Here is a 16,050-nt window from a genome sequence, read left to right on the forward strand (position 1 = left end):
ACCAGTGAGCACCGAAGCGTACGTGTACGACGCGATCCGCACTCCGCGCGGTCGCGGCAAGCAGAACGGCTCCCTGCACGGAACCAAGCCCATCGACCTGGTCGTCGGGCTCATCCACGAGGTGCAGCGGCGCTTCCCGGGCCTCGACCCGGCCGCCGTCGACGACATCGTGCTCGGTGTCGTCGGCCCCGTCGGGGACCAGGGCTCCGACATCGCCCGGATCGCGGCCATCGCCGCCGGACTGCCCGACACGGTGGCCGGCGTCCAGGAGAACCGCTTCTGCGCCTCCGGCCTCGAAGCGGTCAACATGGCCGCGATGAAGGTCCGTTCGGGCTGGGAGGACCTCGTCCTCGCCGGCGGCGTCGAGTCGATGTCGCGCGTGCCGATGGCCTCGGACGGCGGCGCGTGGTTCGCCGACCCGATGACCAACCTGGCCACCAACTTCGTTCCGCAGGGCATCGGTGCCGACCTCATCGCCACCATCGAGGGCTTCTCCCGCCGGGACGTCGACGAGTACGCGGCCCTCTCCCAGGAGCGCGCGGCCACCGCCGTGAAGGACGGCCGCTTCGAGCGGTCCGTCGTCCCCGTCAAGGACCGCGGCGGTCTCACGGTCCTCGACCACGACGAGTTCCTGCGCCCGGGCACGACGGCCGACTCGCTCGCCAAGCTGAAGCCGTCGTTCGCGGACATCGGTGAACTGGGCGGCTTCGACGCGGTGGCGCTGCAGAAGTACCACTGGGTCGAGAAGATCGACCACGTCCACCACGCGGGCAACTCCTCGGGCATCGTGGACGGTGCCTCGCTGGTCGCCATCGGCTCCAAGGAGGTCGGCGAGCGCTACGGCCTGACGCCGCGCGCGCGGATCGTCTCCGCCGCCGTGTCCGGCTCCGAGCCGACCATCATGCTCACCGGACCCGCCCCCGCGGCCCGCAAGGCGCTCGCCAAGGCCGGCCTGACCATCGACGACATCGACCTCGTCGAGATCAACGAGGCCTTCGCGGCCGTCGTCCTGCGCTTCGTGAAGGACATGGGCCTGTCGCTGGACAAGGTCAACGTCAACGGCGGCGCCATCGCGCTCGGCCACCCCCTCGGCGCCACCGGCGCGATGATCCTCGGCACCCTCGTCGACGAACTGGAGCGCCAGGACAAGCGGTACGGCCTCGCCACCCTGTGCGTGGGCGGCGGCATGGGCATCGCCACGATCGTCGAGCGCGTCTGACCTTCCCAACGGATCAAGGATCTACGGAGCATCCCCTGATGAGCACTGAGCCCACCACCATCCGCTGGGAACAGGACGAGACCGGCGTCGTCACCCTCGTCCTCGACGACCCCAACCAGTCCGCCAACACCATGAACGCGGCGTTCCGCGCCTCCCTCGCCGCGGTCACCGACCGCCTGGAGGCCGAGAAGGACTCGATCCGCGGCGTCATCCTCACCTCCGCCAAGAAGACCTTCTTCGCGGGCGGCGACCTGCGTGACCTCATCCGGGTCACCCCCGAGACCGCCCAGGACCTCTTCGACGGCGGACTCGCGATCAAGCGGAACCTGCGCCGCATCGAGACCCTGGGCAAGCCGGTCGTCGCCGCGATCAACGGCGCGGCCCTGGGCGGCGGCTTCGAGCTCGCCCTCGCCTGCCACCACCGGGTCGCCCTCGACACCTCCGGCACCAAGATCGGCTGCCCCGAGGTCACCCTCGGCCTGCTCCCCGGAGGCGGCGGAGTCGTCCGCACCGTGCGCCTGCTGGGCATCGCCGACGCCCTGCTGAAGGTCCTCCTCCAGGGCACGCAGTACAACGCGACGCGCGCCCGGGACAACGGCCTCGTCCACGAGGTGGCCGCCACCCCCGAGGAACTGCTCGCCAAGGCCCGCGCGTTCATCGACGCCAACCCCGAGTCGCAGCAGCCCTGGGACAAGCCCGGCTACCGCATTCCCGGCGGCACCCCGTCGAACCCGAAGTTCGCGGCCAACCTGCCCGCCTTCCCGGCCAGCCTGCGCAAGCAGACCAACGGCGCCCCCTACCCGGCCCCGCGCAACATCCTCGCGGCCGCCGTCGAGGGCTCCCAGGTCGACTTCGAGACGGCCCAGGTCATCGAGGCCCGCTACTTCGTCGAGCTGGCCGCCGGCCAGACCTCGAAGAACATGATCCAGGCCTTCTTCTTCGACCTCCAGGCCGTCAACTCCGGCGCCAACCGCCCCAAGGGCATCGAGCCGCGCCCGGTCCGCAGGGTCGCCGTCCTCGGCGCCGGGATGATGGGCGCGGGCATCGCCTACTCGTGCGCGCTCGCGGGCATGGACGTCGTCCTCAAGGACGTCTCGGCCGACGCGGCGGACAAGGGCAAGGCGTACTCCGAGAAGCTCTGCGCCAAGGCGGTCTCGCGGGGGCGTACGACCCAGGAGAAGGCCGACGCGCTGCTCGCCCGCATCACGCCCACCGCCGACCCGAACGACCTCGCGGGCTGCGACGCCGTGATCGAGGCGGTCTTCGAGGACACCGCGCTCAAGCACAAGGTGTTCCAGGAGATCCAGAACATCGTCGAGCCCGACGCTCTGCTCTGCTCCAACACCTCCACCCTGCCGATCACCGCCCTCGCCGAGGGCGTCGAGCGGCAGGAGGACTTCATCGGGCTGCACTTCTTCTCGCCCGTCGACAAGATGCCGCTGGTGGAGATCATCAAGGGCGAGCGCACCGGTGACGAGACCCTGGCCCGTGCCTTCGACCTGGTCCGCCAGATCAGGAAGACCCCGATCGTCGTGAACGACTCGCGGGGCTTCTTCACCTCCCGGGTCATCGGCCACTTCATCAACGAGGGCGTGGCGATGGTCGGCGAGGGCATCGAGCCCGCCTCCGTCGAGCAGGCCGCCGCCCAGGCCGGCTACCCGGCGAAGGTCCTCTCCCTCATGGACGAGCTGACCCTCACCCTGCCGCGGAAGATCCGCAAGGAGTCGAAGCAGGCCGTCGAGGAGGCGGGCGGCACCTGGGAGACCCACCCGGCCGAGGCCGTCATCGACCGCATGGTGGACGAGTTCGAGCGCCCCGGACGCAGCGGGGGAGCGGGCTTCTACGAGTACGGCGAGGACGGCGCGCGCGGTCTTCTCTGGCCCGGTCTGCGCGAGCACTTCACCAGGCCGGGGCACGAGATCCCGTTCGAGGACATGAAGGAGCGCATGCTCTTCTCCGAGGCGCTGGACACCGTCCGGCTCCTGGAGGAAGGCGTGCTGACCTCGGTCGCCGACGCCAACATCGGCTCCATCCTCGGCATCGGCTTCCCGGGCTGGACCGGCGGTGTCCTGCAGTACGTCAACGGCTACGAGGGTGCGGCCGGCAAGGGACTGCCCGGATTCGTGGCCCGCGCGCGGGAGCTCGCGGAGCGCTACGGCGACCGTTTCCTCCCGCCGGCCCTGCTCGTCGAGAAGGCGGAGAAGGGCGAGCGGTTCACCGACGCGTCCTGATCCGGGCCGCCGCCTGATCCGGCACCGGATCAGGCGGCAGGCGCGGGACTTGCTCCACGGGGGCGGGTCCCGGACACCGACAGACGTCCGGGACCCGCCCCCGCCGTCGAACGGCGGCCGTCAGGACTCCTTGAGCCATTCCCGCAGCTCGTCCTTCAACGAGCGCTGGAACGCGGTGAGAAGCGCCTGCACGACCAGCGGCTGCATGTGCGCCGAGAGCGACTTCACGGCCGCCACGGACTCCTGGTCGCCCACCGCGTTGCGCAGCAGGCCGGACAGTTCGTGGGCCGCGGCGCGCGAGTGGTCCAGCAGGACGGTCCGCGCGGCGAGGATCGTCTCGTCCGCGATCGGTACGTCCAGGAGCTCCAGGCCCAGTTTCAGCAGCCCGGGGTCCAGCCGGAGCGGGTCCCCCGCCCCCTCGACGACGCCCATCGCGGCGAGCCGCTCCAGGTCCGCGTCGCCGAGCGGCCGCCCGGCCCGCCGCTCCAGCTCCTCCCGGGTCACGTCCTCCATCGCGTCGGGCGCCCAGGAGGCCACCACGGCACGGTGGATGGCGAGGTCGTGCGCGCTCAGACCGGGCGGCAGCTGCGTCAGATGGCGCTCGATCGCGGCCAGCGTCATGCCCTGGTGCTGCAACTCCTCGATCAGCGCGAGCCGGGCCAGGTGCTCCTGGCTGTAGTGGCCCACGCGCCGGGGCCCGATCACGGGCGGCGGCAGCAGGCCCCTGGCGCTGTAGAAGCGGACCGTGCGGACCGTGACGCCCGCGCGCGCGGCCAGTTCGTCGACCGTGAGTTTGGGCTCCTCGGTGTCCGTCGTCATGCCAGGTCCTCGCCTCTCCCGTCGTGCGGCGCGCGTCCGGGGTGAGGGGTGACGGCGCGGTGCAACAGTATTGCTGTCCCACCAGTGTTGTGAAAGCACCTGTCCAGCGACGCCGTTGTCAGTGGCGGCCTCTACGGTGGTGTCATGTCGGAGATCAGCTACGTCCGCGGGGACGCCACCGCTCCCTCCGTCAAGGGCGTCAAAGTGATCGCCCACGTGTGCAACGACATCGGGGGCTGGGGGAAGGGCTTCGTGCTGGCGCTCTCCCGCCGCTGGCCGGAGCCCGAGGCCGCCTACCGCGCCTGGCACCGCGGCCGCGCGAGCAACGACTTCGGCCTGGGCGCGGCCCAGTTCGTCCAGGTCGAGCCGTATGTGTGGGTGGCGAACATGGTGGGGCAACGAGGGATACGCACCGGCAGCAAGGGTGTGCCCGTGCGCTACGAGGCCATCGACGCCGCCCTCGGACTGCTGGCCGACAAGGCCGTCGAACTGGGCGCCTCCGTACACATGCCGCGCATCGGATGCGGGCTGGCCGGTGGCACCTGGGCGCGGGTGGAACCCTTGGTCACCGAGCGGCTGGTGCGCCGCGGCCTGGCGGTGACGGTGTACGACCACGGCGGCTGACCGGCGCCGGAGGTGCCGCGGTGACGGGCGGTCCGCCGACCCTGGGTGAGCACCGGCACCGAAGCAAGCCTCGGAGGTCCAGCCCTGGAGCGAGCCCACGAGGGGGCTTGCGAAAGTTTCTGCAAGTCCTTGCGGTGATCGTCGAGGGGCTGGTTGACTCGCTGCTCGCGTCCGAAAGGGAGTGTCATGAGCCGCGACATCGACGTCCTCGTTCTGGGCGGTGCGGGTGTGGACACGATCGTCCACGTCCCCGAACTGCCGTTGCCCTACGCCGACAGCTACATGATCCGCCCGGGCATCGAGACCCGCGCCGGGCAGACCGGTGACTTCGTCGCGCTGGGACTGCACACCCTCGGCCTGCGCACACACCACCTCGACATGCTCGGCGACGACCCCGAGGGCGACCTCGTACGAGCCCTGCACCGCGAGCGGGGCATCGCGCTCACCGAGGTCCCCCAGCCCGCGGGCACCAAACGCGCGGTCAACCTAGTGGGCCCCGACGGGCGCAGGCTGTCCCTGTACGACGACAGCCGGGCGGGCGAAGGGGACCGGCTGCCCGAGGACACGGTGCGCGACCTGGCCGCGTCGAGCCGGCACGCCCACGTCTCCATCACCCACCCGTGCGCCTTCGCCCTGCCGGTGCTGCGGGAGGCCGGGGTGACCATCTCGACCGATCTGCACAACTGGGACGGCGAGAACCCGTACCACGAGGACTTCGCCTACACCGCCGACGTCGTGTTCGTCTCCACCACCGCCCTCGCCGACCATGAGCGCACCATGCGGAAGATCATGGAGCGCGGCCGCGCCGAGGTCGTCGTCGCCACCGCCGGCGCCGAGGGCGCGTACGTACTGACCGACGGCGAGGTGACCCACATCCCCGCCATCCCGCCCCGAACACCGGTCGTCGACTCGAACGGCGCGGGGGACGCCTTCGCCGCTGGCTTCCTCTTCGGCCGTCTGACCGGCGAACCGGTCGAGCGCTGCGCCCTGTACGGCGCGGTGGCCGGCGCCTACGCCTGCACGGTGCCCGCGACCCGCGCCGACGCCGTCACCCGCGCGGAACTCCTCGACCAGGTGGCACACCGGGACCTCGGCGCCCCGGCCCCGGGCCGCCCCTGACGGAGGTCCAGCAGGCCCGCGTCCCGCCGAGGTGGGACGCGGACCCGTGTCGTGGGCCCCGGGGTGGGCTCAGCGTGGTGGGCTCAGTGTGCGTGGAGCGAGTTCGTCGCGGCGATCTTCTTCCACGACTTCGGCCGGGCGACGGCGTCCTTCGCGGCGGCGGGGGCGACTCCCGCGTTCCGGGCCGCGGGCGCCGCCGGCTTCGACGGCTGGAACAGCCAGGTGTCGAAGAACGCCGCGAGCGACGTGCCGGACACCTGCTCGGCGTACTTCCGGAAGTCGTCGACCGACGCGTTGCCGTACGCGTGCTCCTTCGGCCAGCCCTTCAGGATGGCGAAGAAGGCGGTGTCCCCGACCCGGTTGCGCAGCGCCTGCACCGCCAGCGCGCCCCGGTCGTAGACCGCGATGTCGAACTGGTCGTCAGGACCCGGGTCGCCGGGCGCCACCGTCCAGAAGGCGTCGTCCGCCGGATGCGAGGCGTACACGTAGTCCGCGAGTTCCTGCGCCGTGCCCTCGCCCTCGTGCTCGGACCACAGCCACTGCGCGTAGCGCGCGAAGCCCTCGTTGATCCAGATGTCCTTCCAGCCCTTGAGCGACACGTCGTCGCCGAACCACTGGTGCGCCAACTCGTGCACGACAACCGAGGTGTTGGAGCCGTTCGCGAACTGGCGCGGGCTGTAGTACACCCGGGTCTGGGTCTCCAGCGCGTACCCGGTGGTGGTGTTGGGGACGTAGCCGCCGGCACTGCTGAAGGGATACGGCCCGAAGTAGCCGCTCAGCCAGTCGACGAGTTCGCCCGTGCGCTCGACACTGGCGCGCGCCGCCCCGTCGTTGTCGCCGAGGTCCTTGCTGTAGGCGTTGACGACCGGGACGCCGCCCTCGGAGGTGCCGGTCGTGATGTCGAACTTCCCGACCGCGAGCGTGGTCAGGTACGTGGCCTGCGGCTTGTTGGACCGCCAGTTGTAGCGGGTCCAGCCGAGGCGTGAACTCGTCGACTGCAGGGTGCCGTTGGAGATCGCCTGGGTGCCGTCGGGGACGGCCACCGACACGTCGTAGGTCGCCTTGTCGAGCGGGTGGTCGTTGCTCGGGTACCACCACCAGGCCGACTCGGGCTCGTCCGCCGCGACCGCCCCGTCCGGGGTGCGGTGCCAGGTCGAGAAGCCGTACGCGCTCTTCGTGGACGGCACTCCGCTGTAGCGGACGACGACGGTGACCGTCGTCCCCTTGGCGAGCGGCTTCGCCGGCGTGATCTCCAGCTCGTGCTCGCCCGACCGGGCGAACGACGCCTTCGCGCCATTGACCCGGACCTCGCTCACGTCGAGCAGAAAGTCCAGATCGAACCGGGACAGGTCCTGCGTGGTGGTCGCCAGGAGGGTGGCCGTGCCCTCCAGTTCGTCCGTCGTCGGCTGGTACGTGAGCCTCAGGTCGTAGTGCGAGACGTCGTATCCGCCGTTGCCGTAGGCCGGGTAGTAGGGGTCGCCGATGCCCGGTGCTCCCGGGGTGTAGCTTGCCGCCGATGCCGGGATCGCCAGCAGCAGAGAGGCGGCGAGGGCGCCCGGGGCGATGAGTCTGCGGTGCACGTCAAGCTCCAAGTCGTCGGGGCGTGAAGTCCGTCCGGAGCCTATTCAGTCCCGGTGGCCCCGGTCATGTCCACGGCCACCCCTGTCACACGATCGCCATTCGGCCGACATGAGCCATCCGGTCCCAGGGGCCTGTCACCGACCCTCTGTCGTACAGGAGTCGACCGGGGTACCTTCCGCGCATGCCGATACCAGTGAGCCGAACGCGCTTCATGACCTGGAGATCGCTCGCGACGGCGGCCGTGGCCGCCCTGATGGCCGCGTTACTCGTCCCGGCCGCCGCACAAGGCGCCCCGAGACAGAGCACGCCGGTCTACTCGTACGCGAACGCGATCCGTGAGTCCGTCTGGGTGGACACCGGCCTCGACGGCGACGGCGACGGACGGCACGACCGTGTCGCCGTCGACATCGTCCGGCCGCGCGAACTCGCCCGCCAGGGACGCAAGATCCCCGTGATCATGGACGCCAGCCCGTACTACTCCTGCTGCGGGCGCGGCAACGAGAGCCAGAAGAAGACGTACGACGCGGACGGCCACGTCGTGCAGATGCCGCTGTTCTACGACAACTATTTCGTGCCGCGCGGCTACGCCTTCGTCGGCGTCGACCTCGCCGGCACCGACCGCTCCGACGGCTGCGTCGACGTGGGCGGCCGTTCCGACATCCGGTCCGCCAAGGCGGTGATCGACTGGCTGAACGGCCGGGCCAAGGGCTACACCAGCCGCACCGGCACCACCGCGGCCGGAGCCGGCTGGACCAACGGCAGGACCGGCATGATCGGCAAGAGCTGGGACGGCACCATCGCCAACGGCGTTGCTGCCACCGGCGTGAAGGGCCTGCGGACCATCGTGCCGATCAGCGCCATCTCCTCCTGGTACGACTACTACTTCGCCAAGGGCGCCCCGCTCTACGACTCGGGACCCGACTGGCTGTCCGGCTACGTCGACAGCCCCGACGCCCGCGCCAAGTGCGCGGCCGTCCAGCGGAAGCTGGTCGACGGGGCACCGCGCACCGGCGACTGGACCTCGCTGTGGACCGAGCGCGACTACGTCAAGGACGCCGCGAAGGTGAGGGCCAGCGTCTTCCTCGTGCACGGCATGCAGGACCTCAACGTCCGCACCAAGAACTTCGGCCAGTGGTGGGACGCCCTCGCCAGGAACGGGGTCGAGCGCAAGATCTGGCTCTCCCAGACCGGCCATGTCGACCCGTTCGACTTCCGTCGCGGCGCCTGGGTCGACACCCTGCACCGCTGGTTCGACCACGAACTCCTCGGCTACGACAACGGCATCGACCACGAACCGATGGCCGACGTCGAACGCCACCCCGACCAGTGGACCACCTCCTCGGTCTGGCCGCCCCGCGCCACCAGCGCCACGACCCTGCGGCCAGGTGCGGGAGCGCGGCCCGGAGTCGGCACCCTCGGGCTCGCCCGCCGGTCCGGCACCGAGACCTTCACCGACGACCCGACGCGGAGCGAGACCGACTGGGCCGCGCACATCGACCAACCGACCGCCGACAAGGCCGGCTTCACGACCCGGCCGCTCACCCGCGACCTGCGGCTCTCCGGCTCCTCCGAGGTGACCGTCACCGCCACGCCAACCACCTCGACGGCCCACCTCTCGGCGGTGCTCGTCGACCTCGGCCCGGACACCGTCCGCGACTACGCCGGATCCGGTGAGGGCATCGACACCCTCACCGACCGCACCTGCTGGGGCGCGAGCACGACCGGCGACAGCTCCTGCTACAAGGTGACCGAGGCAGCCAGGACCGACGTCGATTACACGGTCGTCAGCCGCGGCTGGGCCGACCTCGGCAACTACGCCTCGGACAAGGGCGTCGCGCTCACCCCGGGGAAGGCGTACACCATCACTCTGGACCTGGCGGCCACGGACCACGTGGTCCCGAAGGGGCACCGGCTCGCGCTGATCGTCGCGGGCACCGACAAGGACCTGATCGACCCTCCCGCCGGAACCCCGACCCTGGCCCTCGACCTGTCCCGCACCTCGGCCCGGGTGCCCCTGGTGGGCGGCGCGGGCGCCTTCGAGAAGGCGACGGCGGGCTCCGAGGCGGCCCCCGCCGCGTCCGTCCTGGACGGCGTACGCGCACCGCGCACCGCGCTCCGCATCCCGGGGGGAGCCCCGCTGATCCACTGACCTGGTGCGCTGACCTGATCCGCTGACCCGCGGATCATCCGACCAGCCGCGACCGCAGTCGCCGAGGTCACGAGGAGGCGGCCGGACCGACGAGTCCGGCCGCCTCGCGCGCGCATCCCCACGCCACGGTGACTCCGGCGCCCCCGTGCCCGTAGTTGTGCACCAGAACCCTTCCGTCCGGCCCGACTTCGCGCTCCAGCCGGACCGTCTCGCGCACCGGCCGCAGCCCCACCCGGTGACCGAGCACCCGAGCCCCGGCCACCTCGGGGCGCAGCGCCGCGCACCGCTCGACGATCCGCGCCGCCACCTGCGGATCGGGGACCTGCGACCAGTCGTCCTCGTCCGTCGTGCCGCCGAGGACCACCCGGTCCGGCTGCGGGAAGACGTACGTCGTCGTCCCGGCCGCCGGGTCCGTCGAGACGAGCCACTCGCGGATCCCGGGGTTCTCGACGATCACGAGCTGCCCGCGCACGGGCCGCACGGCCGGGTCCGGGACGAGATCGCGGGCGCCGAGGCCCGAGCAGTTCACGACGACCGGCGCGTCCGGCTCCGCGAGATCCGTCACCGTACGTTCCTCGACCGTCCCGCCCGTCCGCAGGAACCGCTCCCGCAGATGGCGCAGATACACGGGCATGTCGATCAACGGCAGGCGCGCCCGCAGCGCTGTCCCCGGGTACTCCTCGGCCGTCGCCGCGCGCAGTCCGGGCACCCGGGCCGCCCACGACCCGAGTTCGTCCAGCCGCGTCTCGCCCATGACCCCCTCGACCAGACGTACGCCACTCTCCTCGGGCCGTGCCGCCAACTCCTCGTAGACGCCGAGCGACTCGAGGGCCCACGCGCGGGCCGACACCTCCGGCGCGATGCGGTACGGCCACCACAGCGCCCCCGCAACAGCCGAGGTGGTCCGCTCGGCGGGCTCCCGCGCCCACACCCGCACCCGCCTGCCGGCCTCGGCCAGCACCACGGCCGTCGTCAGGCCTGCGACCCCGCCGCCGACCACGATCACATCACCGCTCCCGGACTTCTCCATGCCGGGACGTTAACCGAACGCGCGGCGATGCGGTCCCGTCACTCTCCGTCCGGGGATACTCGCAGCATGTCCTCCGAGTACGCCGCCTTCGGCCTGGCACCGGCGATGCGTGCCGGTGGGGCCCTCGCCGGCGGTGACGACCACGCACACCGGGAGTTCGTCGACTTCATCGTCGACGGGCACCCGCTGCTGTCCCGGCTCTGCGACCTCGGCGCGGTCTCCCCGCTCGCCTCCGACGTACCGCCTGCGATCTTCACCGCGCAGGCGCGCGGCCTTCTCCTGGAGGCCGGCGCCCCGCTCCACGGGGGCCGGTACGTCATCTACGGCTGTCCCGAGTGCGAGAGCGTCGAATGCGGCGCCGTCACCGCGCTCGTCGAGCGGGACGGCGACGACTACGTCTGGCGGGACTTCGCCTGGCAGACCGGAGAGCGAGCAGACCTGGAACGCAACGGCTACCACGGAGTCGGGCCGTTCCGCTTCCACGGCCCCGAGTACCGCGACGCGCTGAACGCCCTGCTCGGCGGTGCCGCGGGTTCCCGCCGCGTCCTGCTCATCGGTGCCCGCGGCGCCCCCCTCGCCAAGCCGGCCGCGGCCCTGCGCGCCATCGGCATCGGCGCCGACATCGCCCGCGACACCGTCGGGGTCACCGTGGACGAACTGCGCGCCTACGGCGCGGTGCTGTTCGGCCGGGCCGTCCCCGAGGCGGAACGGGCCGCCGTACGGGAGTCCTTCCGCGGCGCGGGCGTCGACGTCGCCCAGGTCGAGGGTCTCGCCCCGATCGTCCCGCTGCTGGTCGCCCAGATCGAGCACGCCCTGGACCGCAGCCCCGTGGAGCAGCGCCGGCTCACCCGCCTGGTCGCCGCCGACCGCGAGGCCGGCGTCGAGGTCACCTCCACCTGCCGGGTCCGGCTGACCGTCTACCGCCGGGACCGCCTCGCGCGCACCCGCGCGCACGACGTGTTCGACGGCGTCCTGCACACCGGCCACCACCGGATCCCGTTGGAGGCCAGGGCCGTCAAGGGGGAGTCGTTCATCGTGGCCCGGACCTCCGGGAGCGTGCCGGTGGAACCGGTGACCCACCGGCGGGCCGTAGGCCGTGGGGATCGGCGGTGAGAGGGGCCGCGGCGGGCCGTTAAAATCGGCTCCCTGATGACTGCCACTCTCGTCGCCAAGAACCTCACCGCCGGACACGGCGACCGCGCGCTGTTCGCCGGACTCGACCTCGTCGTCGCGCCCGGCGATGTGATCGGGCTCGTCGGCGCCAACGGCGCGGGCAAGTCCACGCTGCTGCGGATGCTCGCCGGCCTGCTCGCCCCGGAACAGGGCGAACTGCGGCTCTCCCCGCCCTCCGCGACCGTCGGGCACCTGCCCCAGGAGCCGGAGCGCCGGGAGGGCGAGACCGTACGGGACTTCCTCGCCCGCCGGACGGGTGTCGACGAGGCCCAGCGGGTGATGGACGCGGCGACGCAGGCGCTCGTCGACGGAGCGCCCGGCGCGGACGACGCGTACGCGAACAGCCTGGAGCGCTGGCTCGACCTCGGCGGCGCCGACCTGGACGAACGTGCCGAGGAGGTCGCCGACTCCCTGGGGCTCGGCGTCGGCCTCGACCAGCCGATGACGTCCCTGTCCGGCGGCCAGGCGGCCCGGGCCGGACTCGCCTCCCTCCTGCTCTCGCGCTACGACGTCTTCCTCCTCGACGAGCCCACCAACGACCTCGACCTGGACGGCCTGGAGCGCCTCGAGCGCTTCGTCTCCGGCCTGCGCGCCGGGACCGTCGTCGTCAGCCACGACCGCGAGTTCCTCACCCGCACGGTCACCAAGGTCCTCGAACTCGACCTGGTACAGCAGCAGATCACGCTGTACGGCGGTGGCTACGAGGCGTACCTGGAAGAGCGCGACACCGCCCGCCGGCACGCACGCGAGGACTTCGAGGAGTACGCCGACAAGCGCTCCGCCCTCGAAGGCCGCGCCCAGATGCAGCGGGGCTGGATGGACAAGGGCGTGAAGAACGCGCGGCGCAAGGCGGGCAACGACAACGACAAGATCGGCCGCAAGTTCCGCAGCGAGGCCAGCGAGAAGCAGGCCGCCAAGGCCCGGCAGACGCAGCGCATGATCGAGCGCCTCGACGTCGTCGAGGAGCCCCGCAAGGAGTGGGAGCTGCGCATGGAGATCGCGGCGGCCCCGCGGTCGGGAGCGGTGGTCGCCACGCTGCGCGACGCCGAGGTGCGGCGCGGGGACTTCACCTTCGGTCCGGCGACCCTCCAGATCGACTGGGCGGACCGGGTGGCCGTCACCGGCGCGAACGGCGCCGGCAAGTCGACCCTGCTGGGCGCGCTGCTCGGCCGGGTGCCGCTGTCCGCCGGACACGCCGCACTCGGCTCCGGTGTGATCGTCGGCGAGGTGGACCAGGCCCGCAAGCTCTTCCACGGCTCCGAGGCCCTGCTGGAGGCCTTCGGCGCGGCCGTCCCGGACATGGAACCCGCCGACGTCCGCACCCTGCTGGCCAAGTTCGGCCTGAAGGCGGACCACGTCCTGCGCCCGGCGGCCACACTCTCCCCGGGCGAACGCACCCGCTCCGCGCTGGCCCTCCTCCAGGGCCGCGGCGTCAACCTGCTGGTCCTGGACGAGCCGACGAACCACCTCGACCTGCCGGCCATCGAGCAGCTGGAATCGGCCCTGGACTCCTACGAGGGCACCCTCCTGCTGGTCACCCACGACCGCCGCATGCTGGACGCGGTCCGCACCACCCGCCGCCTGGAAGTGGCGGACGGCAAGGTGACGGAGCACTGAGCCTTCGGGCCTCCCGGCCGGAAGCGGAAGGGGGCGACCGCCCGATGGCGGTCGCCCCCTTCCGTGTGTCAGCCCGGTGTCACTTCCGTCCCCGCTCGGGGCCGGTCAGGCCCGCGCGCCTGAGGGCGTCGGCCATGGCGCTGTTCGCCGGCGGCGGAGCCTGCCGGGAGCCGCCCCCGGCGCCGCCTCCCGTGCCGCCACCGCGGCCCTGCCGCTGCTGGCCGCGCTGCTGGGGCGGACGCCCGCCCCGCTGGGGCCGGCCGCCGCTCTCGGCCTCCGGGGCCGCCGCCTCGTCGTCCAGCCGGAGCGTCAGCGAGATCCGCTTGCGCGGGATGTCGATGTCCAGCACCTTCACCTTGACGATGTCACCGGGCTTCACGACGTCCCGCGGGTCCTTGACGAAGGTCTTGGACATCGCGGAGACGTGCACGAGCCCGTCCTGGTGGACGCCGATGTCCACGAACGCGCCGAACGCGGCCACGTTCGTGACGACCCCCTCCAGGACCATCCCGGCCGCCACGTCGGAGATCTTCTCCACGCCCTCCTTGAAGGTGGCCGTCTTGAAGGCGGGCCGCGGGTCGCGCCCCGGCTTCTCCAGCTCCCTGAGGATGTCCGTGACGGTCGGCAGACCGAAGGTCTCGTCGACGAATTCGGCCGGCCTCAGCGAGCGCAGCACGCTCGTGTTGCCGATCAGCGACGCGACCTCGCTGCCCGCCGTCTTCACCATCCGCCGCACCACGGGGTACGCCTCGGGGTGCACGCTGGAGGCGTCCAGCGGGTCGCTGCCGCCCCGGATCCGCAGGAAGCCCGCGCACTGCTCGTACGCCTTGGGGCCGAGCCGGGCCACCTTCTTGAGAGCCGTACGGGAGGTGAAGGGGCCGTTGGCGTCGCGGTGCGCCACGATGTTCTCGGCGAGGCCGGAGGTGATGCCGGAGACCCGGGCCAGCAGCGGGGCGGAGGCGGTGTTCACGTCCACACCGACGCCGTTCACACAGTCCTCGACCACCGCGTCGAGCGAGCGCGACAGCTTCACCTCGGACAGGTCGTGCTGGTACTGCCCGACACCGATCGACTTCGGGTCGATCTTCACCAGCTCGGCCAGCGGGTCCTGGAGCCGACGCGCGATGGAGACGGCGCCGCGCAGCGACACGTCCATGTCGGGCAGTTCCTGCGAGGCGAACGCGGACGCGGAGTACACCGAAGCGCCCGCCTCCGACACCATCACCTTGGTGAGCTTCAGCTCCGGGTGCCTGGTGATCAGGTCACCGGCGAGCTTGTCGGTCTCGCGGGAGGCGGTTCCGTTGCCGATCGCGACCAGCTCGACGGCGTGCTCCTTGGCGAGCCGGGCGAGCTTGGCGATGGCCTCGTCCCACCGGTTGGCCGGGACGTGCGGGTGGATGACGTCCGTGGCGACGACCTTGCCGGTCGCGTCGACGACGGCGACCTTGACGCCCGTACGGAAACCGGGGTCCAGGCCCAGCGTCGCGCGCGTGCCCGCCGGGGCGGCGAGCAGCAGGTCGCGCAGGTTCGCCGCGAAGACGTTCACCGCCTCGTCCTCGGCGGCGGTGCGCAGCCGCAGCCGAACGTCGATGCCGAGGTGCACGAGGATGCGGGTGCGCCAGGCCCAGCGGGCGGTGTCCGTCAGCCACTTGTCGCCGGGACGGCCGCGGTCGGCGATGCCGAAGCGGTGGGCGACGATCCCCTCGTACGAGGACGGTCCCTCGGTGGGCTCCTCCGGCTCCAGGACGAGATCGAGGACGTCCTCCTTCTCGCCGCGCAGCATGGCGAGGATCCGGTGCGAGGGCAGCGCCTTGAAGGGCTCGGCGAAGTCGAAGTAGTCGGCGAACTTGGCGCCCGCCTCCTCCTTGCCCTCGCGCACCTTGGCGGCCAGCCGTCCGCGCACCCACATGCGCTCGCGCAGCTCGCCGATCAGGTCGGCGTCCTCGGAGAACCGCTCGGTGAGGATCGCCCGGGCGCCGTCCAGGGCGGCCTGCGGGTCGGCGACGCCCTTGTCGGCGTCGACGAAGGCCGCCGCCGCGGCGAGCGGTTCCACGGACGGGTCGCCGAGCAGGCCCTCGGCCAGCGGTTCGAGACCCGCCTCGCGCGCGATCTGCGCCTTGGTGCGCCGCTTGGGCTTGAACGGCAGATAGATGTCCTCGAGACGCGCCTTGGTCTCGGCGCCCCGGATCTGCGCCTCCAGCTCGACGCTGAGCTTGCCCTGCTCGCGCACCGAGTCGAGGATCGCGGTCCGCCGGTCCTCCAGCTCCCGCAGATAGCGCAGCCGCTCCTCGAGGGTGCGCAGCTGCGCATCGTCGAGCATCTCGGTCGCTTCCTTGCGGTAGCGGGCGATGAAGGGCACCGTCGAACCGCCGTCGAGCAAGTCGACGGCTGCCTTGACCTGCCGCTCCCGTACGCCGAGTTCTTCGGCGATCCTGCCTTCGATGGACCCTACGAGGGGTGTCGTCACGATCCCGTACCGCCTTCTCCA

The 16,050-nt window shown here is 71.8% G+C and carries 11 protein-coding genes; 7 read left to right on the forward strand and 4 right to left on the reverse strand.

Going from position 1 to position 16,050, the window contains the following annotated elements:
• Window positions 1-4: 4 nt before the first annotated feature.
• Complete coding sequence (locus ACH4S8_RS00465; protein WP_398389481.1) at window positions 5-1,219, forward strand: acetyl-CoA C-acetyltransferase; 1,215 nt, start codon at window positions 5-7, stop codon at window positions 1,217-1,219.
• A 38-nt stretch (window positions 1,220-1,257) separates the two neighbouring features.
• On the forward strand, window positions 1,258-3,450 hold the full coding sequence (locus ACH4S8_RS00470) for a 3-hydroxyacyl-CoA dehydrogenase NAD-binding domain-containing protein (protein ID WP_398389483.1): 2,193 nt from the start codon (window positions 1,258-1,260) through the stop codon (window positions 3,448-3,450).
• A gap of 120 nt (window positions 3,451-3,570) precedes the next feature.
• On the opposite strand, the gene ACH4S8_RS00475 is transcribed toward ACH4S8_RS00470, so the two are convergent.
• Entirely contained in the window at window positions 3,571-4,269 is a 699-nt protein-coding gene (locus ACH4S8_RS00475; protein ID WP_398389484.1) for a MerR family transcriptional regulator, read from the reverse strand.
• 144 nt (window positions 4,270-4,413) lie between these two features.
• Between ACH4S8_RS00475 and ACH4S8_RS00480 the strand changes: the two genes are divergently transcribed.
• Window positions 4,414-4,893: a macro domain-containing protein gene (locus ACH4S8_RS00480; RefSeq protein WP_398389485.1), complete on the forward strand. Its 480-nt coding sequence runs from the start codon at window positions 4,414-4,416 to the stop codon at window positions 4,891-4,893.
• 186 nt (window positions 4,894-5,079) lie between these two features.
• Entirely contained in the window at window positions 5,080-6,012 is a 933-nt protein-coding gene (locus ACH4S8_RS00485) for an adenosine kinase (RefSeq protein ID WP_398389487.1), read from the forward strand.
• 83 nt (window positions 6,013-6,095) lie between these two features.
• Here the strand turns inward: ACH4S8_RS00485 and ACH4S8_RS00490 are convergent, their stop codons facing one another.
• Window positions 6,096-7,592: a M1 family metallopeptidase gene (locus tag ACH4S8_RS00490; protein WP_398389488.1), complete on the reverse strand. Its 1,497-nt coding sequence runs from the start codon at window positions 7,590-7,592 to the stop codon at window positions 6,096-6,098.
• Between the two features lie 182 nt (window positions 7,593-7,774).
• On the opposite strand from ACH4S8_RS00490, the gene ACH4S8_RS00495 reads away from it, so the two are divergent.
• A complete protein-coding gene (locus tag ACH4S8_RS00495; protein WP_398389489.1) occupies window positions 7,775-9,742 on the forward strand; it encodes a Xaa-Pro dipeptidyl-peptidase in 1,968 nt (655 codons plus the stop codon).
• A 67-nt stretch (window positions 9,743-9,809) separates the two neighbouring features.
• Here the strand turns inward: ACH4S8_RS00495 and ACH4S8_RS00500 are convergent, their stop codons facing one another.
• Window positions 9,810-10,772 (reverse strand): FAD-dependent oxidoreductase, encoded by a 963-nt coding sequence (locus tag ACH4S8_RS00500; RefSeq protein WP_398389491.1) that lies wholly within the window; start codon window positions 10,770-10,772, stop codon window positions 9,810-9,812.
• Window positions 10,773-10,838: 66 nt separating this feature from the next.
• Between ACH4S8_RS00500 and ACH4S8_RS00505 the strand changes: the two genes are divergently transcribed.
• The gene (locus ACH4S8_RS00505; protein ID WP_398389493.1) at window positions 10,839-11,885 is read left to right on the forward strand and encodes an oxidoreductase; all 1,047 of its coding nucleotides are present in this window, start codon (window positions 10,839-10,841) and stop codon (window positions 11,883-11,885) included.
• A 36-nt stretch (window positions 11,886-11,921) separates the two neighbouring features.
• On the forward strand, window positions 11,922-13,562 hold the full coding sequence (locus ACH4S8_RS00510; RefSeq protein WP_398389495.1) for an ABC-F family ATP-binding cassette domain-containing protein: 1,641 nt from the start codon (window positions 11,922-11,924) through the stop codon (window positions 13,560-13,562).
• A 79-nt stretch (window positions 13,563-13,641) separates the two neighbouring features.
• On the opposite strand, the gene ACH4S8_RS00515 is transcribed toward ACH4S8_RS00510, so the two are convergent.
• The gene (locus ACH4S8_RS00515) at window positions 13,642-16,029 is read right to left on the reverse strand and encodes a Tex family protein (protein WP_398389497.1); all 2,388 of its coding nucleotides are present in this window, start codon (window positions 16,027-16,029) and stop codon (window positions 13,642-13,644) included.
• Window positions 16,030-16,050: the final 21 nt, after the last annotated feature.

The organism is Streptomyces sp. NPDC021080 (assembly GCF_044333225.1).
Classification (GTDB): Bacteria; Actinomycetota; Actinomycetes; order Streptomycetales; family Streptomycetaceae; genus Streptomyces.